The following is a 24094-nucleotide window of genomic DNA, read 5'->3' as shown; positions in this document are numbered from 1 at the left end:
TGTCACACCGACGCGGCCCCGCCCGCCCCATCCGCCCCGCCCGCCCCGGCGTTACGTCGCGAGGACTCCCGCACCAGCAGACGGGTCGGCACCAGCACCCCCGACGGCTCCTCGCCGCCGGTCTCCAGCGCGGCCACGAGGAGCTCTATGCCGGTCTCGGCGACCTCCTGCGGCTGGAGACTGAGCGTCGAGACCGGGGGGTCGGAGTGAGCGGCGGTCGTGTCCTCGCTGACGCACACCACCAGCAGGTCACGGGGCACGTCGTAGCCGTGGCGGCGCGCCGCCTCGAGGACCAGCGGGGGGCTCAACTCCGCGACCACGAAGAGCGCGTCGGGCCGTTCGGAGGCGGATCGCCCGGAGGCGGACCTCCTCGAAGCGGACCTCCCCGAACCGGCTCTCCCCGAGGCGGACCTCTCCGAAGCCGGCCCTCCGGCGCCGACACCCTCGCCGCGGGCACCTTCGCCGCGGGCCCCTTCGCCGCCGGCCCCTTCGCCGCCGGCCCCTTCGCCGCCCGACAGCGCCTCGTCCACCGCGCGTACGACCGGGCCGTTGCCGACATCGGCGGCGAGCGTCACCCGGGGCGTGGCGCCGTGCGCGGCGCACCAGTCGCGGTAGGCGGAGAGGACAGCGCGGTGAAAGCGGGTGGTGCTGTCGGGCAGGACGATCGCGGTCCGCCGCGCGCCCTGCTCCCGCAGATGGTCCAGGGTCTCGCGGACCGCCGCCCCGGCGTCGACGTCCACCCAGTGCGCCCCTGTCCTGCCCTCGACGGAAGCGTCACTGAACACCGGGATGCGGGCGGCGAGCAGGTCCTCGACGACGGCGTCGTCGGCGACCGGATCGGCGACGATCACCGCTTCGAACGGCAGGTCGGCCCACTCGCTCTGCAGAGAGCCCGCGGGCAGCATGACCAGCGCGTATCCGCGTCGAAGTGCCGCCGCGGCGGTGGCGCTGGTCAGCTGGGCGAAGTACGGCGACTCCAGATAGGCCCACGGCCTTCCGGCGAACTCCCCCACCACGTACCCGATCAACCGGGCCCGTCCCGCGCGCAGTTGGCGCGCGGTGGCGTTGGGCCGGTACCCCATCCTGCGCGCCGTCTCCCTGGCCTTCTCCCGTACGGCCGGGGAGAGCCGTCCCGTGCCGTTGAGAGCGGCCGAGACGGTCGTCTTGGAGAGCCCCGCCTCGCGGGCGACGTCGACGAGACGCACGCGGGGCGTGGCGGGGCGCGAGGGGGTCGGCGAGGCGTGCCCGCCGCTTCGCGGAGCTTCGGTCATGGACTGATGCTGCCACCCTCGCGACCTCGGCAAAACCGTTCCCGCAAAGCCTTGTGCGGGAACGTTCCCGCATCAATACTCGCTCCATCCCCCAGCGCCCGTCACTACACCCGTAAAGGGGTGGGTCTCCTTGCGCCTGTCCAGAGCCACCGCACTGCTCCTCTGTACCGCCGCCGTCGCGGCCGGAACCGCCGGCTGTTCCGGCGCGACCGGATCCGGATCCGGCGGCACCGCCGCCTACACCGTCACCCCGACCTCCCCAGCGGCGAAGGGAGCGCTCGACTCCCTCACCTGGTCGCTGTACGCCGAGCCGTACACGCTCGACTACGCGCTCGCCTACGACTACCCGCCCAACACCGTGCTCGCGAACGTCTGTGAGCAGTTGCTGCGGGTCACCCCCGACCTGAAGATCGAGCCCGGTCTCGCCGTGAAGTACGCGAACCCGGACCCGAAGACCTGGGTGTACACCCTGCGCTCCGGCGTGACGTTCCACGACGGCACCACCATGACGGCGGACGACGTGGTCGCCTCCCTCACGCGCCACATGGACCCGGCCACCGGCTCCCCGTGGGGATCGGCGTTCAAGAACGTCGCCTCGATCACCAAGAGCGGCCCGCTGGAGGTGACGATCAAGCTCACCAAGCCGGACGTCCTGCTCAACGAGCTGATGGCCGCCTCCCCCGGCACCGTCGAGAGCGCCGCCTTCCTGGCCAAGACCGGCAAGGACTACGGCGGCCCCAAGGGGAAGGTGAACTGCACCGGCCCGTACGCGCTCGACAGCTGGGCCCAGGGCGACAGCGTCACCCTCAAGAAGCACCCGGCGTACTGGGACACCTCGCTGGCTCCGAAGACCGACACCGTGAAGTTCACCTTCATCGAGGACCCGGCCGCACGCACCAGCGCCTTCCTGTCGGGCACGGCGGACGGCGGGTACATGGTGCCCTCCTCCTCGCTGGGGCAGCTGCGGAACACGCCCAAGGGGAAGGTGTACTTCGGCCCCAACACGGCGGCGGCCGACCTCGCCGTCCTCGACTTCAAGGGCACGCTCGGCGATCTGAAGGTCCGCCAGGCCCTCTCCATGGCCCTCGACCGGAAGAACATCGTCAAGGCCGCGGCCGGCGGCGTCGGGATCCCGGCGAAGGCGCCCTCCGCGCAGGGCGCGTGGGCGCTGGTGCCGGAGAAGACCGACGGTTACTTCAAGGCCCTGCCGGATCCGGTGTACGACGTGGCCGCCGCGAAGAAGCTGGTCGAGGAGGCCGGTGCCACCGGGCGCAAGGTCACCCTCGTCACCAGCACGCTCGCGCCGGAGATCAGCGTGGTCGCCAACGCCGTCCAGGCGGCCGGCAAGCAGATCGGCCTCGACGTCCAGCTGAAGGCCGTCGCCCCGGAGGCGTACAGCAGCATCTTCGTCGACCCGAACGCCCGCAAGGGCCTGGACCTGGTCATCACCAACGGGTACGACAACACGCCCGACCCGCTGGAGTTCTACCAGTACCTGCGCACGGGCGACTTCGGGAACTACGGCAACTGGTCGAACGCCGAGTACGACGCAGCCTTCGATCGGGCGAACGCCGAGCCCGACCCGGCCCGCCGGGCGGACCTGACCGCCGAACTCCAGAAGATCGCCGTCCGCGAGCTCCCGATCATCCCGCTCTACGAAGCCCCCTTCTCGGTCTTCCTCGGCAACCGCGTCACGGGCGCTCCGACCGGTATCGCCCAGCTGTACTACCCGTGGGCCGCGACGATCGGGGCCGCGCAGTCATGACGCGCTATCTGGCGGGCCGGCTCCTCGGCCTGGCGACGGTGCTGCTCGTGACCTCGGTCGTGGTCTTCGGCACCGTGCACCTCGCACCCGGCGACCCGGTGTCCTTCCTGCTCCACGGCCGCCCCGCGACCCCCGAGACGGTCGAGGCGCTGCGCGCCCAGTACCACCTGGACGACCCGCTCCCGGTCCAGTACGCGAAGTGGCTGGGCGGGGTCCTGCACGGGGACTTCGGCCGCTCCTCGCAGTTCCACCAGGACGTCGGCTCCCTGATCGGTTCGCGGCTCCCGGGCACGGCGGTGCTCGTCGGGTACGCGGCGCTGCTCGTCGCCGTCCTCGGCGTGTCCGCCGGCGTGCTGGCCGCCCTGCGGCCCGGCGCGGTGGACCGTGCGGTGCTGCTCGGCACCGGTGTGGCGACGGCGACCCCCTCGTTCGTCAGCGCCATCGCGCTCGTCTCGCTCTTCTCCGTCCAACTGGGCTGGTTCCCCGGGCCCGGTGGCACTCCCGAGACCTTCGGTGACCGGGTGTACCACCTGACGCTGCCGGCCTTCGCGCTGGCGATCACCTTCGCCGGGCTGCTCGCCCGGGTGACCCGCTCCGCGATGGTGGACGAACTCGGGCGCGAGCACGTCGAGGTGGCGCGCGCCCGCGGGGTCGCGGGCGGCGCCGTGGTCCGCCGGCATGTGCTGCGCAACGCCCTGGGCCCGATCGTCACGGTCGGCGGCACGATGCTCGCCGGGCTGCTGATCAGTACGTCGATCGTCGAGACCGCCTTCAATGTCTCCGGTATCGGCTCGCTGCTCGTGCAGTCGGTGACGGCCAAGGACTTCGCCGTCGTCCAGGCGATCACCCTGCTCAGCGTGACCGCGTTCGTCGTCGTCAATCTCGTCGTCGACCTGCTCGTTCCGCTCGTCGACCCCCGGCTGTCGCTCCACGGGGAGGCGTCCCGATGACCACCACCCTCTCCCCCGCGTCCGGCTCACTGCGCCGCCGCCCGGGCCTGCGCGCGCTGCGCGTCCTCGGGCAGGGCCCGCTGTTCACGGCCTCCGTCGCCGTGCTGGCCGCGCTGGTCCTGGTCGCCGCACTCGCTCCCGTACTCGCGCCGTACGATCCCGAAGCGCTCGACCTGTCGGCGAGCCTCGTGGGCACCACCGGCGACCATCTCCTCGGCACCGACCAGTCGGGCCGGGACATCCTGTCGCGGCTGCTGTACGGCGCCCGGACGGGACTCCTCGGTCCACTCCTCGTCGTCGCCGTCTCGACCCTGCTGGGCACGCTGCTCGGCACGGTCGCCGCCTGGCGCGGCGGCTGGGCGGACACGGTGCTGTCCCGCTCGATGGACATGGCCTTCGCGATTCCGGGGCTGCTGCTCGCGATCCTGCTGGTGGCCGTGCTCGGCTCGGGCATGACCGCGCCCGTGATCGCCATGGCCGTGGCGTACACGCCGTACGTGGGGCGGCTCGTGCGCGGGATCGCCCGCCAGGAGAAGGCCCGGCCGTACATCGAGTCGTACCGGGTCCAGGGCTGGTCGGGCTGGACGATCTGTCTGCGCCATCTGCTGCCCAACATCGCTCCGACGGTGTTCGCGCAGTCCGCGATGAACTTCGGGTACGCCCTGATGGACCTGGCCGCGCTCTCCTTCCTCGGCTTCGGTGTGCAGCCGCCCACGGCCGACTGGGGCGCCATGATCAACGAGGGTCAGTCGGCCCTCCAGCAGGGGGCGATGCTGCCCGCGCTGGCGCCGTCCGTCTGCATCGTCCTCGCCGTGGTGGCGTTCAGCATCGTCGGTGAGGGACTCGCCGACCGGATCGCGAAGCGGGAGCGATGAGCACCATGATCAAGCAGTCTCCTGTCCTTGAGATCGACGGGCTCGGTGTCCGGCTGCCGGACGAGCGGGCGGCACGCCCCATCCTCGACGGCGTCACCCTCCGGGTCGCGGCCGGCGAGACCGTCGGCCTGGTCGGCGAGTCCGGTTCGGGCAAGTCGGTCGCCTGCCGCAGCGTCCTTGGCCTGCTGCCGGCCACGGCGCGGACTTCCGGCGAGGTACGCGTGGGCGGGCGCGACGTCCTGACCATGGACCGCGCCGAACTGACCCGGCTGCGCGCCCGGAAGGTCGCCATGATCTACCAGGATCCGCGCGCCTCGGTGAACCCCCTGCGGCGCGTGGGCGACTTCCTCACCGAGGGGCTGCGCGGCGCCGGCACGCCGGCCGCCACGGCGCTCGCACGGGCCGAGGAACTCCTCGACGCCGTCGGCATCCGCGATCCGCGGGGCGCGCTGCGGCGCTACCCGCACCAGTTCTCCGGCGGCATGCTGCAACGCGTGGTCATCGCGGCGGCGCTGGCCGGCGAGCCCGAGCTGCTGGTCGCCGATGAACCCACGACCGCCCTCGACGTGACCACGCAGGCGGAGATCATCGCGATCCTCACCCGGCTGCAGGCCGAACGCGGCACCGGCATGCTGTTCGTCACCCACGACCTGGAGCTGGCGTCGGCGATCTGCGACCGCGTGTACGTGATGTACGCCGGCCGGATCGTCGAAACGGCGGGCACCGAAGACCTCTTCGACCGTCCGCGCCACCCGTACACGGCGGGGCTGCTGGCCTGCACGCCCCGGATCGAGGCCGAGGCCTCCGCCCCACGGCCCATCCCGGGCCGGCCCGTCTCCCTCGCCGAGGCACCGCCGGGGTGCGCCTTCGCGGCGCGCTGCGCCCATGCGCAGCCGCAGTGCGCGGAGGAGACACCCGTACTGGCGCGCCACGGCGCCGGTCTGGCCGCCTGCCACCGCGCCGACGAAGGGATCGCACTGTGAGGAACGACCGCACTGCGAGGGCCGATCGCCCTGCCGATCGCTCTGTCGGTACCGACCACCCTGCGAGGACCGGATCGTCAGGGGAACTCGTCGTCGAGGGGCTGTGCAAGCGGTACGGGGACCACACGGCCGTGGACGACGTGTCGTTCACGCTCGCGCCGGGCGCCTCCCTCGGCATCGTCGGCGAGTCCGGCAGCGGCAAGACGACGACGGTACGGATGCTCGTCGGCCTGGAGCGGCCCGACGGCGGCACGGTCCGCATCGGCGGCCGCGACCGCTCGACGCCCGCCCGGGGCCGGGCCGAGCGGCTGGCCCGCGCCCGCGAGATCCAGATGGTCTTCCAGGATCCGTACCTCTCCCTCGATCCACGCGTTCCGGTGGGCCGGTGCGTCGAGGAGGTCCTGAGCCTCCACTTCCCGATGGAGGCCGAGGCCCGGCGGGCCCGCGTCGCCGAACTCCTCGACCAGGTCGGACTCGGCGAGCGGGAGGCGGCGGCGCTGCCGGGCAAGCTGTCGGGCGGTCAGCGGCAGCGGGTGGCGATCGCCCGTGCCCTCGCCGCAGAACCGCGGGTCCTGGTCCTCGACGAGGCGGTGGCGGCGCTGGACGTGTCCATCCAGGCGCAGGTGCTCGAACTCCTCGGCACCATCCGGCGCGAGACGGGCATCGGCTTCCTCTTCGTGACCCACGACCTCGCCGTCGTCCGGCACATCACCGACGAGTTGATGGTCCTCCGCTCGGGCCGAGTGGTCGAGGCGGGCCCCACGCCCCACCTCCTGGACGCCCCCGCCCACGCCTACACACGCCTGCTGCTCGCCTCGGTCCCCCGCCGCGGCTGGAACCCGACCGATGCGGCGGCCGGCCGCCGCTCACTGGACTGAGGTCACGCCGACACCGTCCGGGCCCAAGGCCGCCGATGCGACGACGGGGGGCGGTGCGGAGAGTCTCCGTACCGCCCCCGTCGTCATGGGGCCGGGCGCGCGGGCCGGGTCAGAAGTCGACGGCGTCGCGGATCAGCGGGCAGGTCATGCAGTGACCGCCGCCGCGGCCGCGGCCGAGTTCCGCGCCGACGATGGTGACGACCTCGACACCGGCCTTCCGCAGCAGCGTGTTGGTCTGGGTGTTGCGGTCGTACGTGAAGACGACACCGGGTTCGAGCGCGACCGCGTTGTTCCCGCTGTCCCATTGCTGCCGCTCGGAGGCGTACACGTCGCCGCCCGTCTCGATCACCCGGAGCTTCGGCAGACCGAGGGCCTTGGCCACGACGTCGGTGAACGGGGTGGTGCCCTCGTCGGTGATCCCGACGCCCGGAGCCTTGTCGTCGGGCCTGAGGGAGAAGGTGTGGACCGCGTCCATGATCTTCGGGTAGAGGGTGACGACATCGCGGTCGGCGAAGGTGAAGACGGTGTCCAGGTGCATCGCCGACCGCAGCTTCGGCATGCCGGCGACGATGACCTGCTCGGCCGCGCCGTTGGCGAACAGCGAAGCCGCGACCTGGGTGATGGCCTGGCGCGAGGTCCGTTCGCTCATGCCCATCAGGACGACACCGTTGCCGACGGGCATGATGTCTCCGCCCTCGAAGGTGGCCTGGCCCCAGTCCTGTTCGGGGTCGCCCCACCACACCGTCGAGCCCTTGAAGTCCGGGTGGAAGGTGTAGATCGCCTTCATGAGCAGCGTCTCGCCGTGCCGGGCCGGCCAGTACAGCGGATTCAGCGTCACCCCGCCGTAGAGCCAGCAGGTGGTGTCGCGGGTGTACAGGGTGTTCGGCAGCGGAGGCATGAGGTACTCGCGCGCTCCGACGCCCTCCCTGGCCAGCGCGACGTAACCGGAGCGGAACGCGTCCGGGAGGTCCGCGGTCGACAGACCGCCGATCAGGAACTCGGCGAGCTGGCGCGGGGCGAGGGATTCCAGGAACGCCCGTGTGTCGTCCACGAGCCCCAGACCCACCTCGTTGGCCACGATCTTCCGGTCCAGGAGCCAGGTCCTGGCGTCGGGGAGCGCCATCGTCTCGGCCAGCAGGTTGTGCAGTTCGACGACCTCGACCCCGCGCTGCGTCAGCTTGTTGACGAAGTCGGCGTGGTCGCGCTGGGCGTTCTCCACCCACATGACGTCGTCGAAGAGCAGGTCGTCCGAGTTGGTCGGGGTCAGCCGGCGGTGCGCAAGGCCCGGCGAACAGACCAGTACTTTCCGGAGCCGTCCCACCTCGGAGTGGACGCCGAGCTGCGGACCGGCGGCAGTGTCGTTGCTCGTCATGGTGATGCCTTTCGGAGGGAGCGCGGGGAAGCGACGGGCGAGGGGGACGTAGGACGGCGGGCGTGGGCTCGTCGGGTCAGAGCTCGATCCAGCCCGCCGCGAGAGCGATGACGCCGACGACCGCTCCTGCCACGGACACGGCACAGAGGAGGGCCTCGGCGGGCGAGAAGAGACGCCGGTTCTGCTCGCGCCGTGCCTTGATGAACAGGAAGGTGGCCGGGGCGTAGAGGATGAAGGAGACGAGGACGAACTTCAGTCCGGCCGCGAAGAGGAGGAAGGCCGTGTACAGCGTCGCGAGGATGCCGACCACGAGTTCCCACCGGGTGCTCTCCCCGGCGACCCGCTCCTGACGCGGCCTCAGAGCGATCTTCACGGCGAACGCCGCGGCCAGCAGGAACGGGATCAGGCTCAGGGCGCTGGTGAGGTCGAGGGCGAAGTTGAACGCGTCGTCGGAGAAGGCGGTGACGACCAGCACGACCTGGCTGAGGGACGTGGTCATCAGCAGGGCGGGGACGGGTACGTCGTCGCCGCTGGAGCGTCCGAGGAAGCGGGGCATGTCGTCGTCCTTGGCGGCGACGAAGAGCACTTCGGCGGCCATCAGCGTCCAGGCGAGATAGGCGCCGAGGACGGAGACGATGAGGCCGACGCTGACGAAGACGTTTCCCCAGGTGCCGACGGCGGCCTCCAGGACACCGGCCATGGACGGCTGGCGCAGCTCGGCGATCTCGCTCATCGGGAGGATTCCGTACGACACGATGGTGACGGAGGCGAAGATCGCGAAGACGCTGAGGAAGCCGAGGAGCGTGGCCCGGCCGACGTCCTCCCGGCGCTTGGCGTGCCGGGAGTAGACGCTGGCGCCCTCGACGCCGAGGAAGACGAAGACGGTGGCGAGCATCGTGCCGCGTACCTGGTTGAAGAGGGAGCCGGCGTAGTCCGCGCCGCCGAAGTTGTCGGCGAACACGGACGGTTCGAGGTAGAACAGCGCCAGGATGATGAAGACGATGATGGGCACGAGCTTCGCCACGGTCACGATCCTGTTGATCGCGGCCGCCTCCTTCACGCCCCGCTTGATCAGCAGGAAGAACGCCCAGAGCCCGGCCGAGGAGAGCACGATGGCGAGGGCGGTGTCGCCGTCGCCGAGCGCGGGGGCGATCGCGCCGATCGTCGACATGATGAGCACCCAGTACGTCACGTTGCCGACGCAGGCGCTCGCCCAGTAGCCGAACGCCGAGAAGAAGCCCAGGTACTCGCCGAAGCCGGCCTTCGCGTAGGCGTACACGCCGGCGTCCAGGTCCGGCCTGCGGACGGCCAGGGTCTGGAAGACGAAGGCGAGCATCAGCATCCCGACGCCGGCGACCGCCCAGGCGATCAGCGCGCCCGCGACACCCGTCTCCTGGGCGAACCGCCGGGGCAGCGAGAACACGCCCGCGCCGACCATGGAGCCGACGACCATCGCGGTCAGGGTCAGCAGGGTCAGTTTGACGGCGGGCTGGGACTCCTCCTTCTCCGCGGTCACGGGTTCTGCGTCGCTCATGGCCCACCTCGTCCACGTACTCGGTTCATTGCGCGGTCACCCCTGAACCGGCGGGGCACGAGAGGGAATCTAGCGTGATCTACCGAATTGCCCCGATATGAACCACCGACGAGGCTGCGAGGTGGCGGCCTGCCCGGCCTCCTCGCACCGCGAGGCACCACCCCCTCCCGCCTGACCACGGTCAGCAACTGACTTACAACGCAGGGGAGTTGGCCACTCCGGAGCCGTCCAGAGCCTTGCCGGCTCGACGGAAGCCACCCTATTGTCGCCCGACAGAAAGCGCTTTCCCCCTTGTGGGGACTGGCGACCTTGCACGTCAGGGCAGAGCGGCCGGCCGGCCGACACGAACCAATGAGGAGACCAGGATGAGACGACCAGTCGCACTGCGACTCGGCGCGGCGCTGGCCACGACGGCCATGGCGGCCGCGGCCGGTGTGGTTCTGTCGATGCCCGAGGCATCGGCAGCGACCGGTAGCGCAACCGGATACGCGACGCAGAACGGCGGGACCACCGGCGGTGCGGGCGGACAGACGGTGCGGGCGACCACGGGGACCGCGATCCACGCGGCGCTGTGCGGCCGGGCCAGCAGCAGTACCCCTGTCGTGATCGAGGTCGAGGGGACCATCAATCACGCCAACACCTCCAAGGTGTCGGGGGCCAGCTGCAACACCGCCGACGGTGTGATCGAGCTCAAGCAGATCAGCAACGTCACGATCGTCGGGGTCGGCGGCGGAGCCGTCTTCGACCAGCTGGGCATCCACATTCGCGAATCCAGCAACATCATCATCCAGAACGCGACCGTCCGGAACGTCAAGAAGTCGGGCTCACCCACGTCCAACGGTGGTGACGCCATCGGCATGGAGAGCAACGTCCGCAACGTCTGGGTGGACCACACCACCCTGGAGGCGTCGGGCGGCGAGTCGGAGGGGTTCGACGGCCTCTTCGACATGAAGGACAACACCCAGTACGTGACCCTGTCCTACAGCGTGCTGCGCAACTCCGGCCGCGGTGGACTCGTCGGATCCAGTGAGAGCGACCTCTCGAACAGCTTCATCACGTACCACCACAACCTGTACGAGAACATCGACTCGCGCGCACCCCTGCTGCGTGGCGGTACGGCCCACATCTACAACAACCACTACGTGAGCCTCAACGAGTCGGGCATCAACTCCCGAGCCGGCGCTCGCGCCAAGGTGGACAACAACTACTTCGAGGACTCCAAGGACGTCCTGGGCACGTTCTACACCGACGCGGCCGGCTACTGGCAGGTCGGCGGCAACATCTTCGACAACGTGACCTGGTCCAGCCCCAGCAGCGAGAACAACCCGGCAGGCCCCGACCCGCAGTCCAACACGACGGTCGGCATCCCCTACTCCTACAGTCTCGACGAGGCCGGCTGCGTGCCGGACGTCGTGAGCCGGACGGCGGGCGCGAACAAGGGCCTCCAGGTGTCGAACGGTGACTGCACGCCGCAGACCCCGTCCCCGACCACCCCCACGCCGTCGCCCACCACCCCTGCGCCGTCCCCCACGACTCCCACGCCGGGACCGACCACGACGACCCCGCCCAGCGGGACCAACCTCAGCATCGGGGCCGGCTCCGACGGCTCCAGCAAGGCCGACGGCACGAGCTACGGCAACGTACGGGACGGTGACCTGAGCACCTACTGGTCGCCGGCCGGCTCGACCGGTTCCGTCTCGATCAAGTGGGGCGCGCCCACCACCGTGTCCGCGATCACCATCCGGGAGGCGTCGGGCTCCGCGGGCAGCATCGGGTCATGGCGAGTCGTCAACGCCGACACCGGCTCCGTCCTGACGACGGGCAGCGGGGCGGGGGCCATCACCTTCCCCCGGACCTCGCTGCAGAAGATCACCTTCGAGATCACCAGCTCGACCGGCACGCCGAAGGTCGCCGAGTACGAGACGTACGCCCAGTAGCGGCGCGGTCCGCCCTCCGCGGTCCGCCCGCCCATACTGGCCCAGGCACCGCTACTGAGCTCCCCTCACCGCACCCCACCTCGGATCAGGAGGCAACACGCATGGGCCGCGCCGACGAGGCCATCCCGTACGTACGGTTCCAGTCGCCGCACCGGAACGGGCGAGGCCACTTCACCGGCGTGTTCGGGCTGATCAACACGCTGGCGCGGGAGGGGAGGCTCTCGGAGGACGAGGAGTCCTTCCGGCGCGACAACAACAGGTGGTACGACGCCACGTACCCCGATCCCTCCACGGTCGACCCCACCGTGTACGACGAGGAGATCAACCCGGGCGCCGCGGCGTGGTTCAAGCCGTCGGCCGCCGCTCATCTCATCGCGCGGATCCCCGGCTACCTGCAGATTCTCGCCGCGCACGGCGTCGACTGCCGGATGATGCGCAGCACCGATCCGGGGCGGGTCATCTACGAGGACGACGTCCAGGTCGTGGTCGTCCCCTACGCGTAGCCATCGGCGGCCTCACAGCCCCGGACCGGCCTCGGCACCCGCTCTGTCCGGCGGCTCCGGCCCAGGGGTTGACCGGAGCCGCCACAGAGCAGCCGCGCGAAGCGCGGCGCCGCCGTTGAAACACGAGGGTCGTCTGAGGAGGAGGGGGCGACCCAGCATGTTCTGTTCGGGCCCGTGGGGGCAGCATCAGTAAATATATATACCGTCGAGTACGCAAGGGCATGAAAAATTTCATGCACCTGGGCCTCGGTCGGCCCCGTCAGTCGTCCAGGAAGAAATCGTGCTGTTCCGCCGCCTGCTCGTACTTCTCCAGCCGCGTCTGCGTCCGCTCCGGATCCGCGTCCGCCATGGCCTGGAGGAGGGCCGCGGACAGCACCCCGGGCGCCGCGTACGAGTCGAAGACGAGCCGCGACCCCGTGCCGGCGGTGAACACCGCATCGGCCTCGTCGACGAGCGGCCCGAGCGCGAGGTCGGTGATCAGCGCCACGCGCAGCCCCGCACGCCGAGCGGCTCGGACGACGGCGAGGGTCTCTTTGGCGTGGCGGGGCATCGCGAAGGCCAGCGCCCACGTCCCGCCCGCCTCGCGCGCCTGGAGCAGTCCGTCGTAAGCAACGCTGCCGCCACGCGTCACCACCCGTACATCGGGGTGGATGCGCCGCGCGGCGTAAGCGAAGTACTCGGCGAGGGACACGGAGATCCGCAGTCCGAGGACCGTCAGAGGGACGGATCGGGCCAGCTCGCGGCCGATGTCGAGGATCTGGTCGGGGTCGGCGAGCACGCGCCGCAAGGACGTCAGGTTCTCGATCTCGGCGTCGACCGCCGACTGGAGTTCGTTGCGGAGCCGCTCCTCCCCCTCGTCCGGCGCGCCGGCGACCGCGCTGAGCGCGATGGGCTGAAGGGCCTCCCGGAGCGCGGGGTACCCACTGAACCCCAGCGACGCGGCGAACCGGGTCACGGACGGCTGACTGACGCCGACGCGCTCCGCGAGCTCGGTGATCGACAGGAACGCGGCCTCGGTGAGGTGGTCGATCAGGAACTGGGCGATGCGCCGCTGCCCGGGGGACAGCCGGTGGCCGCCGAACAGCGCCCGCACCCGCTCGGCGGGCGAAGCAGCCTCCGCCTCCGCCGAGAGCCTGCCCGGTGTGATCGCGGCTGCCTGTGCGCGCGCCTGCTGCCCAGATGGCACGAGGTGCCTCCCTCTCGTCTCTCTGCTGCCCAAGATAGTTCACACGGGCTGGGCTGCTACGGGCTCGAGACGCTGCCGCACGGACCGAACAGGCCGTTGTTCCGGTGCATATGATCACGAGGACGGCAGACGACGACGGAGGCTCGACGACGATGGCGGACCAGCGCGTGTACCTCGTGACCGGCGGCGGGACGGGCATCGGCGCCGCGACCGCCCGACTGCTGCGCGAAGCGGGTCACCATGTGGTGATCTCCGGGCGCCGACCCGAGCCGCTGCATCTCGTCGCGGAGGAGACCGGGGCCCTGCCCGTCCCCTCCGACATCGGCGACCCCGACGCGGTACGCGCACTCGTCGACGCGGCCGTCGCCGCGTACGGCCGCCTCGACGGCCTCGTCCTCAACGCCGGTATCGGGCGTGGCGGCGGGGTGGGCGAGGTGACGCTCGACGACTGGGACGCGGTGATGCGGACCAACCTCACGGGCCCGTTCCATCTGCTGCGCGCCGCGCTCCCCCATCTGCTGGACGCACGGGGCGCGGTCGTCGCGGTCGCCTCGGTGTCCGCCCTCCGCAACGGCGTGGGCAACGCCGCCTACGCCACCTCCAAGGCGGCGCTGCTCCAGCTCTGTCGCTCGCTCGCCGTCGACTACGGTGGCGCCGGCCTGCGCGCCAACACGGTGTGCCCGAGCTGGGTGCGCACCGACATGGCGGACCGCCGGATGAGCCGGTTCGCCGACGAAGCGGGGCTGGGGAAGGGCGGTGTCGACGCAGCGTACGAGGAGGTCACCCGGGTGCTGCCGGCCGGCCGGCCGGGCGAACCGCGCGAGGTCGCCGAGGCCGTCGCCTGGCTCCTCTCACCCGCGTCGTCCTTCGTCAACGGAGCGGTGCTGACGGTCGACGGCGGCGTGACCGCCCTCGACCCGGGCACGCTCGCCTTCGACTTCCGGATCGAACCACGGGCGCAGGACAGCTGACGGGCCGTACGGCTGACGGCCGCCGTACAGCTCATGAGCCGTACTACTGACGGGCCGTACGGCTGACGAGCCGTCGGAAGCGAGGACCGGCCGCATGCGAAAGCCGGTCAGCTCGCTGTGCGCGAAGGTCGAGAGAGTGTGGCCCAGAGGCGGGCGAGAAGGCCAAGGAGGAATCCCCACTCCTTGCCACTCTTAACTTATAGCGCACTGGGGGGCTTGCGGCAAGGCCCCGGTGGTGCCGCAGAATCACTGGCCTAGTCCAGAACCTGCGGAAAAACGGGAGACCCACGAAGTGCGTGTTGTTGACGGAGCTGATGCCGTGAACCCCCTGACCACCACCAGCTCGTTCGACCTGCCCGACCACCTCTCCCCCAAGGCCGACCCGACACTGATCGCCGGCGACGAGCAGCACTTCGCCGCCATCGCGGAGAGCCTCGAGCAGGCGATCGCCGAACTGTCCGACCGCCTCGATGCCGTGCGCAAGGCCCCTGGCGGCGCCGGCCGGGAGGCGATGGAGCGGGACGCGGAGATCCACCGGCTGAGCGGTCGTCTGCGCGCCCTGCGTCGCTTCGGACTTGACCTGTGCCTCGGACACATCGTCGGCGCGGACGACGCCGAGCCCGTGTACATCGGACGGCTCGGCCTCACCGACAGCACCGGGCGTCGGCTGCTGCTCGACTGGCGCTCCCCTGCGGCCGAGCCGTTCTTCGCGGCGACCCACGCCAATCCGATGGGGCTGGCGAGCCGCCGCAGGTACCGCTGGACCCGCGGCCGGATCAGCGACTACTGGGACGAGGTGTTCTCCGCCGACGGGCGGGAGGGGCATGCCGCGCTCGACGACCAGTCCGCTTTCATCGCCAGCCTGGGCACCAACCGGTCGAGCCGGATGCGTGACGTGCTCGCCACCATCCAGTCCGACCAGGACGCCATCATCCGGGCGGAATCCCGGGGTGCGCTCGTCGTCGACGGCGGGCCGGGTACGGGCAAGACCGTCGTCGCTCTGCACCGCACCGCCCACCTCCTCTACTCCGACCCCCGTCTCGGTCACAGTCGGGGTGGCGTCCTGTTCGTCGGTCCGCACCGGCCGTACCTGGCGTACGTCGAAGACGTCCTGCCCAGCCTGGGCGAGGAGGGCGTACAGACCTGCACCCTGCGGGACCTCGTCGACGAGGGTGCCACGGCAGTGGTCGAGACCGACCCGGAGGTGGCCCTCCTGAAGTCGTCCGCGAACATGGTGAAGACGGTCGAGATGGCCGTCAGGTTCTACGAGGACCCGCCCGCCGAGGGGATGACGGTCACGACCGACTGGGCCGACATCTGGCTGAGCGCCGACGACTGGGCCGAGGCGTTCGAGGCGGCGGGGCGGGGCACCCCGCACAACGAGGCGCGCGAGCAGATCTGGGAGGAACTGGTCACGATCCTCATGGACAAGTTCGACGGCGACGTCTCGCCCGAACAGTTCCTCAAGTCGCTCATGCAGGACAGGGAGTTGGTCAGGACCCTCAACGGCGCGTGGCCGCTGCTCGAAGCGGCCGACCTCGTCGGCGACCTGTGGTCGGTCCCTGCCTACCTGCGGATGTGCGCGCCCTGGCTCGACCGCGACGACGTCCGCAAGTTGCAGCGCAAGGAGGCCCCCCAGGCCTGGACGGTGTCCGACCTGCCGTTGCTGGACGCGGCACGTCAGCGGCTCGGCGACCCGGAGGCGTCCCTGCGCAAGCGCCGGCACGACGCCGCCGTGGCCGCCGAACGCGAGCGCATGGCCGGCGTCATCGACAACGTGCTCGCCGCCGATGACGACGGTGAGGGCGCGGTCACGATGCTGCGCGGCAAGGACCTCCAGGACAGCCTGATCGACGATTCCGCACTGCCCACCACCGACCGGGACCTGCTGGCCGGCCCGTTCGCGCACATCGTCGTGGACGAGGCCCAGGAACTGACCGACGCGGAATGGCAGATGCTGCTGCTCCGCTGCCCGTCCCGGAGCTTCACCATCGTCGGGGACCGCGCCCAGGCCCGGCACGGGTTCACGGAGTCGTGGGAGGAGCGGCTCGAACGGATCGGCATGCACCGGGTCACCATGGCCTCCTTGAGCGTCAACTACCGCACGCCGGAAGAGGTCATGGCGGAAGCCGAGCCGGTCATCCGGGCCGCGCTCCCCGACGCCAACGTGCCGACCTCCATCCGCAGCAACGGCATTCCGGTCGTCCACGGATCCGTCGCGGACCTGGACTCGATCCTCGACACCTGGCTCGCCGCCCACGCCGACGGGGTCGCCTGCGTGATCGGCCCGGGTGACATCGGCGAGGGCACGTTCCGCGAGACGCCCCGCGTCCGGTCGCTGACGCCGACGCTCTCGAAGGGGCTCGAGTTCGACCTGGTCGTCCTCGTCGACCCGGAGGAGTTCGGCGAGGGTGTCGAAGGAGCGGTCGACCGCTATGTCGCGATGACCCGAGCGACCCAGCAGCTCGTCATCCTCACGAGCTCCTGACGTCGGGGGCGGGATCGGTGCCGGTGCCGGTGCCGGTGTCGGTGTCGGTGTCGGCGGCAATCCGGGGGGCGGGCTCAGGACTGCGGTCCGTCCCGCCCCGGGCCGCCGTCGGTGATCCGGTCCAGGTCCACCAGCAGCGCCTCCAGCCAGGCGTCCGCAGCGTAGTAGCTGTTCGGTGCCCCGGCCGGTACGGAGCCTGCCGCGTCGGGCCCGTCGTGCGGCGCGTCGAGCGCTTGGCCCGGTGCGTCGAGGGCCGGGCCCGGCGCCCGCATCTGCGGGGTGTCCCCGGTCGGGTCCAGTACGGCGGACAGCAGCAGCATCCGCCCCGCCACCCGGTCCCCTCGCCGGGTCAACGCGGCAGCCACCGCGGGCTCCAGCGGAGGTACGACGACGGGCACGCGCGGGCCCTCCGACGGCACGGGCGGCGCGAGCAACCGATCCGCGCCCCAGAGCGCGTGGTGACCGGCGAGCAGCACCGCCTGCCAGTCGACCGGACGCGGCTCCTCCCCGGCCGGCCGCCCGGATCCGGACTCCTCCGCCACCCGCCCCCGCGGTTCGCTCTGGAACTGCGCGAAGGCCGACTCCGCCAGGATGAGCGAGTGCCGCAGCGAGCCGTTCTCCGGCATTGCGTCCCGATCCCGTGGCCCACCTGCCGCGACCGTCGAGGCGGTGGCGACCACGGCCTCGGCGGCGGACCGCAGGAGCGCCGCCCCCGAACGCCGTACCTCCTCCTGTGCGCCGCGCGGCCAGGCCAGCAGCCCGAAGACCAGGCCGATCGCACATCCGACCAGGACGTCGAGCAGCCGGATCTCGGCCAGCCGCCACGTGGCCGGCGCCAGCTGGGCGAACACCAGAGAGACCACCAGCGCGAACAGCGCCTGTGCCCAGCCGACACCCTTCACCGGACCCACCGTGAAGGTGACCAGCAACAACGGCAGCATCACCGCTGCGTACACCGTGGTGTCCGTCCCGACCAGGGCGAGAATCGCAGCCGTGCACAACGCTCCGATCAGCGTCCCCGCCGCCGCCTGGCGGACGCCGGCCCGGGTCGCGACCAGGGTCGTCCGGGTCAGTGTCAGCGTGGCCAGCATCGCCCAGAAGCCGTGCGGGAGCGTGTCCAGGCCGGCGACGGCCCGGGCGGCTGCCAGCGCCAGACTGATCCGCACCGCGTTCTGGAAGAAGACCGACCTGCTCCCCGCGTTCCCCACCAGCCGACGCCACCAGAGCTGCGGCGCCCGCTGTCGCGCGTACCAGAACCGGCCGAGGGGCAGCTCGGTCCCGGCGATCCGCCCTCGCACCGCGAGTCCCGCGGCCGCCGAGAGCGCGAGCGCGGCGTCGGCCAGCTCCAGCAGGGCCGCACGGCGGCGCAGCGCCGCCGGGACGGCAGGCCGGGTCGGAGCCGTGGCCAGCAGCGCTCGCTCCCGCTCCGGACCGGGGTGTGCCGCCGTCTCCGCTCCGGGAGCACCACGCAGCAGCGCGGCGGTATCCGCCGCGGACCGCCCGACGGCGCGCAGGAGGTCCAGGCCCGCGACCGCGGGGTCCTGGCCCGGCGGAACGGACGGCAGCCGTGCCAGCCGGTTCAACAGCGTCCGTGCCGCGAGACCGGTATGGGCCAGGCCGCGGGAGCGGACCCCCGGCCCGGCCGGTCGCTCCGCCTCCGGCACCCGCGAGGGCCGCAACGCCGCGGCTGCCGACCCGGCCGCCTCTCGCGTCGCCGGGGAGAGGACGAACGGCGGCCTGGCCAGTTCCCCGGTACAGCGCTCGGCCGTGACCGCGGCGCGGGCGGCGAGTTCCCGGTACGACACGGTCGGCGGATCGGGGAAGAGACATGCTTCGGCGAGGATCAGCAGGAGGATCCCGGTGGTGGTCCCGGTCAGCCTCTCTCCCAGGGTGTCCGGGGCGTACGGCGGGAAGGACGGGAGGATGTAGAGCAGCTGTAGTCCGGGCGCCGCACCGGCCGGGCGGGGCCCGCCCACGGCGACGAAGGCGAGCGCGAAGCCGATGACGAGCATTCCGGCCACCGCGCTCCAGGTGCTCACGGCCAGGTACGTGCCGACGACGACCAGCAACCAGGCAGCCGGGAGCAGCCGCAGCAGTACGGCGGCCCGCTGGCGCCCGGTGCCCGGGATGCGTGAAAGACCGGCCAGGGCCACCGCGGCGAACAGCGCGTAGGTCGCCGCGACGGGCTGCCCGAACCCGTACAGGAACAGGTAGAACCCGGCGCCCGCGGCCAGCGTGACCCGCAGCGAGCGGCGGGCCGCGTCCGCGTAGGCGGCGGGCAACCGGAGCAGACCGCTCGGCCGGCCGCCCCCCGTGGCGCCCGCGCCGCCGCGGCCACCGTTGGCACCCATGCCACCAGGATCGACCACGCGCCACGCCCCGGCACCCCGCGCCCGTCCCACCGACTGACGCCCGCTTCCCGCGTGCGCCGCGGGTGCGTGCCCGGGGCGCTGTGCGTCCCGCTCCGGGCGGGGGCTGGCGACGGCGACGCTTCCGAAGACCGGCGCGATCAGTACGAGACGCGGACCGGACGCGTCGACGAACGAGAACGCCGCCATCGCGCAGCCCGCGACGCACACGGCGATGCTCTGGGCCGCGCCGCCCACGGCTACGCGGGTCCGGCCAGGCGTTCCTCACGATCGGCACGCACCTCCAGGGCTGAGAGAGCGTCAGCACACCGCCCGGGCGTAGGCTTCGCTCTGCATGGACACGGCGGGGGGCGGAGCACATGACGGCTGAGTCGGCACACAGGTGGGAATCGACCCTCGATTCGGTCGTGGTGTACGCGCAGGGCGCGCTCTGTCGCCGGCTGGCCCGGGGCGCCGTGCCGCCCGACGGCCGGGTGCGGGTGACGGGACTGCCCCGCTCGCTGGACCCGGGATCGCTGCGGGCCCGCGTCCTGGGCGCCCCCGGGGTGCGCGTCACCGAGGCTCGGGTGGAAGTCGAGGCCGAGCCGCTCGGCGCGGGCACGCCCGATGAGTTGCGGCGCGAGGTCGAGCGGCTGAGCGACGCGTACGGGGCGGCGCAGGGACGCCGGGACCGCCAACTGAGCCTGATCGAGGAGATCAGGGCCCTCCACCCGGTCCCGCCTGCCCGCACGCCGGAGGACCCGCACCGCCGCACCCCGGTCGACGCGTGGCTGGAGCTCGCCGACTTCGTCGACGAGCGGCTGACGGGACTGCACACCCGCCTCGTCGAGCTGGAGGAGGCTCTGCGCGACGTCGAGCACGAACTCACCGTCGCCGCCGACAGACTCGCCCGCGCCTCCACCGACGCGACGTCGGCGCATGTGGAGACGACGGTCTGCGCGGTCCTGACTCTCGACGGTGCCGGGCACGGTGCCGGTGACGGCTCGGGGGACGCGGACGTGGAGATGGAGCTGGAGCTGGAGCTGGAGTACGGCGTGCCAGGTGCCGTCTGGGTGCCGACGTACCGTCTCACGCACCGTCAGGGCGACGGCAGCGGGCGTCTGGTGCTGCGCGCCTCCGTCGCCCAGCGGACCGGCGAGGACTGGACCGGCGTACGCGTCGCCCTGGCCACGGCCGATCTTCGCCGCCGCACGGACCTGCCGAGGCTCCGATCGATCCGGATCGGACGGCGCCAGCCCGCCCCCGCGCCCTCCGGCTGGCGCGAGCCTCCGGCAGGGCTCACCGACTTGTTCTCCGGCTACGACGCTGCAGGCCCTCGCCCTGCCGTGCAGGTGCGCGTACCCCGACCTGTTCCGCCACCACCGCCACCACCGCCCCCACCGCCGCTGCCGTCGGCACCGCAGGGCTACGGCTCTCCGCCGGCCGCGCTCCCGGTGCCCGGCGGCACGTACGGCGCTCCCTCGGCGGACGTCCGCAGCGCGATGCCCGCCCCCGCGATGCCCGCCCCCGCGCAGCCGGGCGGGGCACGACCGGGTGCCAGGCCGCGTGCCGGCGGTGGGTTCGCGGGTGCCCCGACCCCCATGGCCCCCGCTGCTCCCGGCGCGGCTGCGCCGCCACCGCCACCCCCTCCTCCGTCGTCCGGTCCACCGCAGCCGAGCGGCGCCGAACTCGACTACGCCGCCCTCGTCCTGTGCGGCCCGGACGAGCAAGGCAGTCGCAGGGGCCGGCTGTTCCCCGGCTCGCCCTTGGACCCGATGGCGGCCGAGTACCGCCGCCGCGCCGAAGCGGTGGCCGCGCTGCCGCTGCCCGGACAGGCCGTGCGGCCGCGCGAGTCGGCGGGTTCGTTCGACCACCGCTTCGATGCCGCCGCCCGCGCAGACATCCCGTCCGACGGCACCTGGCACACCGTCACCGTGGGCGAGATCCCGGTCGGCGTGCGCACCGAGTACCTCTGCGTTCCGTCCGTGGAGCAGACCGTGTACGCGACGCTGGTGCTCTCCAACGCCACCGACCAGGCCCTCCTGGCCGGCCCGGTGGAGGTCACCGTCGACGACGACTACCTGCTGACCGCCGCGCTGCCCACGCTCGCCCCCGGCGGTGTCCGCCGGGTGGGGCTCGGGCCTGCCGAGGGCATCCGGGTCACCCGCCGTACGAACCTGCACGAGTCGACCTCGGGCCTGCGCAACAACACCACCGTGCTCGACCACCGCGTCCACGTGGAGCTGGCCAACCGGCTCGCGAGGCCCGTCACCGTCGAAGTCCGCGAGCGGGTGCCGGTGACCTCCGATCCGGACGTCCGGATCGAGGAACGGGCCGACTGGAGGGCGCCCGGGGAAGGCACGGGCCCCGATCGCCATGCGCCGGGCACCCGCGTCTGGCGACTGGAGCTGCCCGCAGGCGTCACCGCCGCCCTCGACGGCGGCTACGAGATCCGCATCCCGACCGGCAAGGCCCTGGTCGGCGGCAACCGCAGGAGCTGACACCCGCCATGTCCACGGCCCCCACCGAGCCGATCGCCCTCCCCGTCACCGCCGTCACCTGCCTCGAGGACCGCGCCCACGTCGAGCGCGCCGCCGTGCTCGACCTGGAGGCCGGGGTCCAGCGGCTGCGTCTCGGCCCGGTCAGCGCGCTTGCCGTCGACCGGACCCTCCATGCCGAACTGACCGCCGAGCACCGCGCGACCGTGCTCGACGTACGGATCGTCCGCAGCTGGACGCCGCGCGGACCGCTGCCGGACGCCGACGACGACTCCGCCCTGCGCCTGCGCATCCACGCCCTCGAGGAGGAGCAACTGGCGCTGGTCCGGCGACGCGACCGGCTGCGTGCGCGCCTCGACCTGCTGGGCCGCCTCGCCGCCGATCTGCTGCGGGAGATCGGCGAGGGCGCCGGCTCCGGGGAGTCCGAACGGCCCCGCTGGGCCCGTGAACTGGACCGGGCGGACGAGGAGCGCGACACGTACAGCGAGCAACTCCGTTCGGTGGAGGCCCGGTCGGCTGCCGTGACCGCCGAACTCGCGGCGGCCCACCGGGCCGTTGCCCTGTCCGAGGAGGAGCCCGCCGAGCTGGTCGGCCATGTCGAGTTGACCGTGGAGGCCACGGCTGCCGGTCCGGTCGGGCTGCGCCTGAGTCACCTCACCCCGTGTGCGCTGTGGCGGCCCGCGTACCGGGCCGTGCTCGACGGGGACTCCCTGACACTGGAGACCGACGCGGTGGTCTGGCAGCGCACCGGTGAGGACTGGTCGAACGTACGGCTGACCTTGTCGACGGCCCGCTCGGCGCAGGCAAGCGATCCGCCACGGCTGGGCGAGGACCGACTGACGCTCGAGGACCGCTCCCCGGCAGAGCGCCGTACGGTCGACGTCGAGCTGCGCGAGGAGGAGATCGGCGCTCTCGGCCCGGCCCCGGTGCTCGGCCTGCCGGGAGTGGACGACGGCGGCGAGGCACGGGTGCTGAGCTCCCCCGCCCCGGTCTCGGTGCCGGGCGACGGCCGCGCCCACCGAGTGCGGCTCTCCGCGTTCACCACGGCCGCACGCAGTGAGTACGCCTGCTCACCGGAACTCTCCCCCTGGTCACCCAGGTCGTGCGGTTCGACAACGAGTCCGGCCACGTACTCCTCGCCGGCCCCGTGGACCTGGTCCGCGGCAGCGGATTCAGCGGCCGCGGCACCCTGGACTTCACCGCGCTCGGCGCCCCCGTCGAGCTGGCCTTCGGCAGCTGCGACGACTACGGGGTGGTCCGCCAGGCCGAGGAGTCCCGCGACACCACCGGCATCACCCAACGGACCGTGGTCACCCGCACGGTACGCCTGCACCTGTCCCGCTTCTCCGCCCCCGGGGAGCACGACGAGCGCATGGTCACCCTCCGGGAGCGGATCCCCGTCTCCGAGGTCTCGGCGGTCGAAGTCCGCCTCCACAAGGACGCCTGCTCCCCACCACCCGCCGCCGTCGACCCCGAGGGCATCGCCCACTGGAACGTCCCCCTCCCGCCGGGCGGCCGCCGCACGATCACCCTGGTCTACGAACTCTCGGCGACCGCCAAGGTCACGGGCCTCTGAACCCGGTGCGGCGGCCGCCCGCGACCGCTACCGCTACCCGACGACCATCAACCGCACCTGACGCTCAGGGTCGTCCCTGTGGGACGACACAGCAGGCCGGCCTGGAGCGATCGACCTCGGGCTCAGTGGGACTCACGACCGACAACTGCCCCTGGCAGGCACTCGGCGAGCAGGTCGACGATGTCGCGCCAGGCCCGCTGCGCGTGCTGCGGGTGGTGGCCGATGCCGGGGAGCACGGTCTGGTCGACCGGCGGGTGGTGGAAGGCGTGCAGGGCACCGCCGTAGACCACGAGGCGCCAGTCGACGCCCGCGGCCTGCATCTCGGCGGCGAAGGCGTCCCGTTGCTCAGCGGGCATGATCGGATCCTCGGATCCGACCCCGGCCCACACGGGGCAACGGATGCGCGCCGCCTCGCCCGGTCGGCCCGTGGTCAGTGCGTTGACCGTCCCGATCGCACGCAGGTCGACGCCGTCGCGCCCGAGTTCCAGCGCGATCGCGCCCCCGGTGCCGTAGCCGATGGCGGCGATCCGGTCGGGGTCGGTCCGCGGTTCGGCACGCAGCACATCGAGTGCCGCGTGGCCCATACCCCGCATCCGGTCGGGGTCGGCGAGCAGCGGGGTCACGCGCGCCAACATCTCCTGTGGGTCGGTGAACCAACGCCCGCCGTGGAGGTCGAACGCAAACGCCACGTACCCGAGTTCGGCGAGGGCATCGGCCCGGCGGCGCTGGAAGTCGTTCAGGCCCGGCCCCTCGGGCCCGATCAGGACTGCGGGTCGGCGGTCGACACCGGCGGGGAGTGCGAGGTGCCCGATCATCGTGAGGCCGTCGGCCGGGTATTCGACCGTGCGCGTGGTAACAGTCGTCATGAAACTGGACTGTAATGATGGTCGAGCCCGGCCGGGCCGGTCTTCACCGTCGGCAGAACAAGGGGGTGTTGGGGCCGGTGGGTGGCATCCTCG

Annotated in this window: 16 protein-coding genes and 1 pseudogene; 11 read left to right on the top strand and 6 right to left on the bottom strand. The window is 72.1% G+C overall.

Annotated features, from left to right (window positions below; translation table 11 throughout):
• Positions 1-2 precede the first annotated feature (2 nt).
• On the bottom strand, positions 3-1271 hold the full coding sequence (locus ACFV9D_RS04760) for a LacI family DNA-binding transcriptional regulator (protein WP_385140890.1): 1269 nt from the start codon (positions 1269-1271) through the stop codon (positions 3-5).
• Positions 1272-1401: 130 nt separating this feature from the next.
• Between ACFV9D_RS04760 and ACFV9D_RS04755 the strand changes: the two genes are divergently transcribed.
• From ACFV9D_RS04755 to ACFV9D_RS04735, 5 genes are all read left to right on the top strand, one after another.
• The gene (locus tag ACFV9D_RS04755) at positions 1402-3036 is read left to right on the top strand and encodes an ABC transporter substrate-binding protein (protein ID WP_385140887.1); all 1635 of its coding nucleotides are present in this window, start codon (positions 1402-1404) and stop codon (positions 3034-3036) included.
• On the top strand, positions 3033-3986 hold the full coding sequence (locus tag ACFV9D_RS04750) for an ABC transporter permease (RefSeq protein WP_385140884.1): 954 nt from the start codon (positions 3033-3035) through the stop codon (positions 3984-3986). The genes ACFV9D_RS04755 and ACFV9D_RS04750 overlap by 4 nt, the downstream gene beginning before the upstream one ends.
• Entirely contained in the window at positions 3983-4861 is an 879-nt protein-coding gene (locus ACFV9D_RS04745; RefSeq protein ID WP_385140881.1) for an ABC transporter permease, read from the top strand. Before ACFV9D_RS04750 ends, ACFV9D_RS04745 begins: the two co-directional genes overlap by 4 nt.
• Positions 4858-5844 carry an ABC transporter ATP-binding protein gene (locus tag ACFV9D_RS04740; RefSeq protein ID WP_385140878.1) on the top strand — a complete coding sequence of 329 codons (987 nt, stop codon included), beginning with the start codon at positions 4858-4860 and terminating at the stop codon, positions 5842-5844. Before ACFV9D_RS04745 ends, ACFV9D_RS04740 begins: the two co-directional genes overlap by 4 nt.
• Before the next feature lie 131 nt (positions 5845-5975).
• Positions 5976-6722, top strand: coding sequence for an ABC transporter ATP-binding protein (locus ACFV9D_RS04735; RefSeq protein WP_385140875.1), 747 nt, complete (start codon positions 5976-5978; stop codon positions 6720-6722).
• Between the two features lie 109 nt (positions 6723-6831).
• On the opposite strand, the gene arcA is transcribed toward ACFV9D_RS04735, so the two are convergent.
• The gene (gene arcA, locus ACFV9D_RS04730) at positions 6832-8094 is read right to left on the bottom strand and encodes an arginine deiminase (RefSeq protein WP_385140872.1); all 1263 of its coding nucleotides are present in this window, start codon (positions 8092-8094) and stop codon (positions 6832-6834) included.
• 76 nt (positions 8095-8170) lie between these two features.
• On the bottom strand, positions 8171-9628 hold the full coding sequence (locus ACFV9D_RS04725) for a basic amino acid/polyamine antiporter (protein WP_385140870.1): 1458 nt from the start codon (positions 9626-9628) through the stop codon (positions 8171-8173).
• A 365-nt stretch (positions 9629-9993) separates the two neighbouring features.
• Here ACFV9D_RS04725 and ACFV9D_RS04720 point away from each other — a divergent pair, with 365 nt between their 5' ends.
• Complete coding sequence (locus ACFV9D_RS04720; RefSeq protein ID WP_385140867.1) at positions 9994-11565, top strand: polysaccharide lyase family 1 protein; 1572 nt, start codon at positions 9994-9996, stop codon at positions 11563-11565.
• A 101-nt stretch (positions 11566-11666) separates the two neighbouring features.
• Complete coding sequence (locus ACFV9D_RS04715) at positions 11667-12068, top strand: hypothetical protein (RefSeq protein WP_385140865.1); 402 nt, start codon at positions 11667-11669, stop codon at positions 12066-12068.
• A gap of 259 nt (positions 12069-12327) precedes the next feature.
• On the opposite strand, the gene ACFV9D_RS04710 is transcribed toward ACFV9D_RS04715, so the two are convergent.
• On the bottom strand, positions 12328-13254 hold the full coding sequence (locus tag ACFV9D_RS04710) for a MurR/RpiR family transcriptional regulator (RefSeq protein WP_385140863.1): 927 nt from the start codon (positions 13252-13254) through the stop codon (positions 12328-12330).
• Positions 13255-13406: 152 nt separating this feature from the next.
• On the opposite strand from ACFV9D_RS04710, the gene ACFV9D_RS04705 reads away from it, so the two are divergent.
• Entirely contained in the window at positions 13407-14225 is an 819-nt protein-coding gene (locus tag ACFV9D_RS04705; RefSeq protein ID WP_385140860.1) for an SDR family NAD(P)-dependent oxidoreductase, read from the top strand.
• A 319-nt stretch (positions 14226-14544) separates the two neighbouring features.
• Positions 14545-16713, top strand: coding sequence for an RNA polymerase recycling motor ATPase HelR (gene helR / locus ACFV9D_RS04700; protein ID WP_385140857.1), 2169 nt, complete (start codon positions 14545-14547; stop codon positions 16711-16713).
• Positions 16714-16787: 74 nt separating this feature from the next.
• Here the strand turns inward: helR and ACFV9D_RS04695 are convergent, their stop codons facing one another.
• Positions 16788-19064 carry an FUSC family protein gene (locus ACFV9D_RS04695; protein ID WP_385140854.1) on the bottom strand — a complete coding sequence of 759 codons (2277 nt, stop codon included), beginning with the start codon at positions 19062-19064 and terminating at the stop codon, positions 16788-16790.
• A gap of 377 nt (positions 19065-19441) precedes the next feature.
• Here ACFV9D_RS04695 and ACFV9D_RS04690 point away from each other — a divergent pair, with 377 nt between their 5' ends.
• Complete coding sequence (locus ACFV9D_RS04690; protein WP_385140851.1) at positions 19442-21562, top strand: DUF4139 domain-containing protein; 2121 nt, start codon at positions 19442-19444, stop codon at positions 21560-21562.
• A gap of 8 nt (positions 21563-21570) precedes the next feature.
• A pseudogene (locus ACFV9D_RS04685) lies at positions 21571-23135 on the top strand (DUF4139 domain-containing protein).
• 122 nt (positions 23136-23257) lie between these two features.
• Here ACFV9D_RS04685 and ACFV9D_RS04680 read toward each other — a convergent pair.
• Entirely contained in the window at positions 23258-24001 is a 744-nt protein-coding gene (locus tag ACFV9D_RS04680; RefSeq protein WP_385140849.1) for a dienelactone hydrolase family protein, read from the bottom strand.
• Positions 24002-24094: the final 93 nt, after the last annotated feature.

Source organism: Streptomyces sp. NPDC059875 (assembly GCF_042731085.1).
Taxonomy (GTDB): domain Bacteria; phylum Actinomycetota; class Actinomycetes; order Streptomycetales; family Streptomycetaceae; genus Streptomyces.
This window is presented reverse-complemented; position numbering and strand designations above follow the sequence as displayed.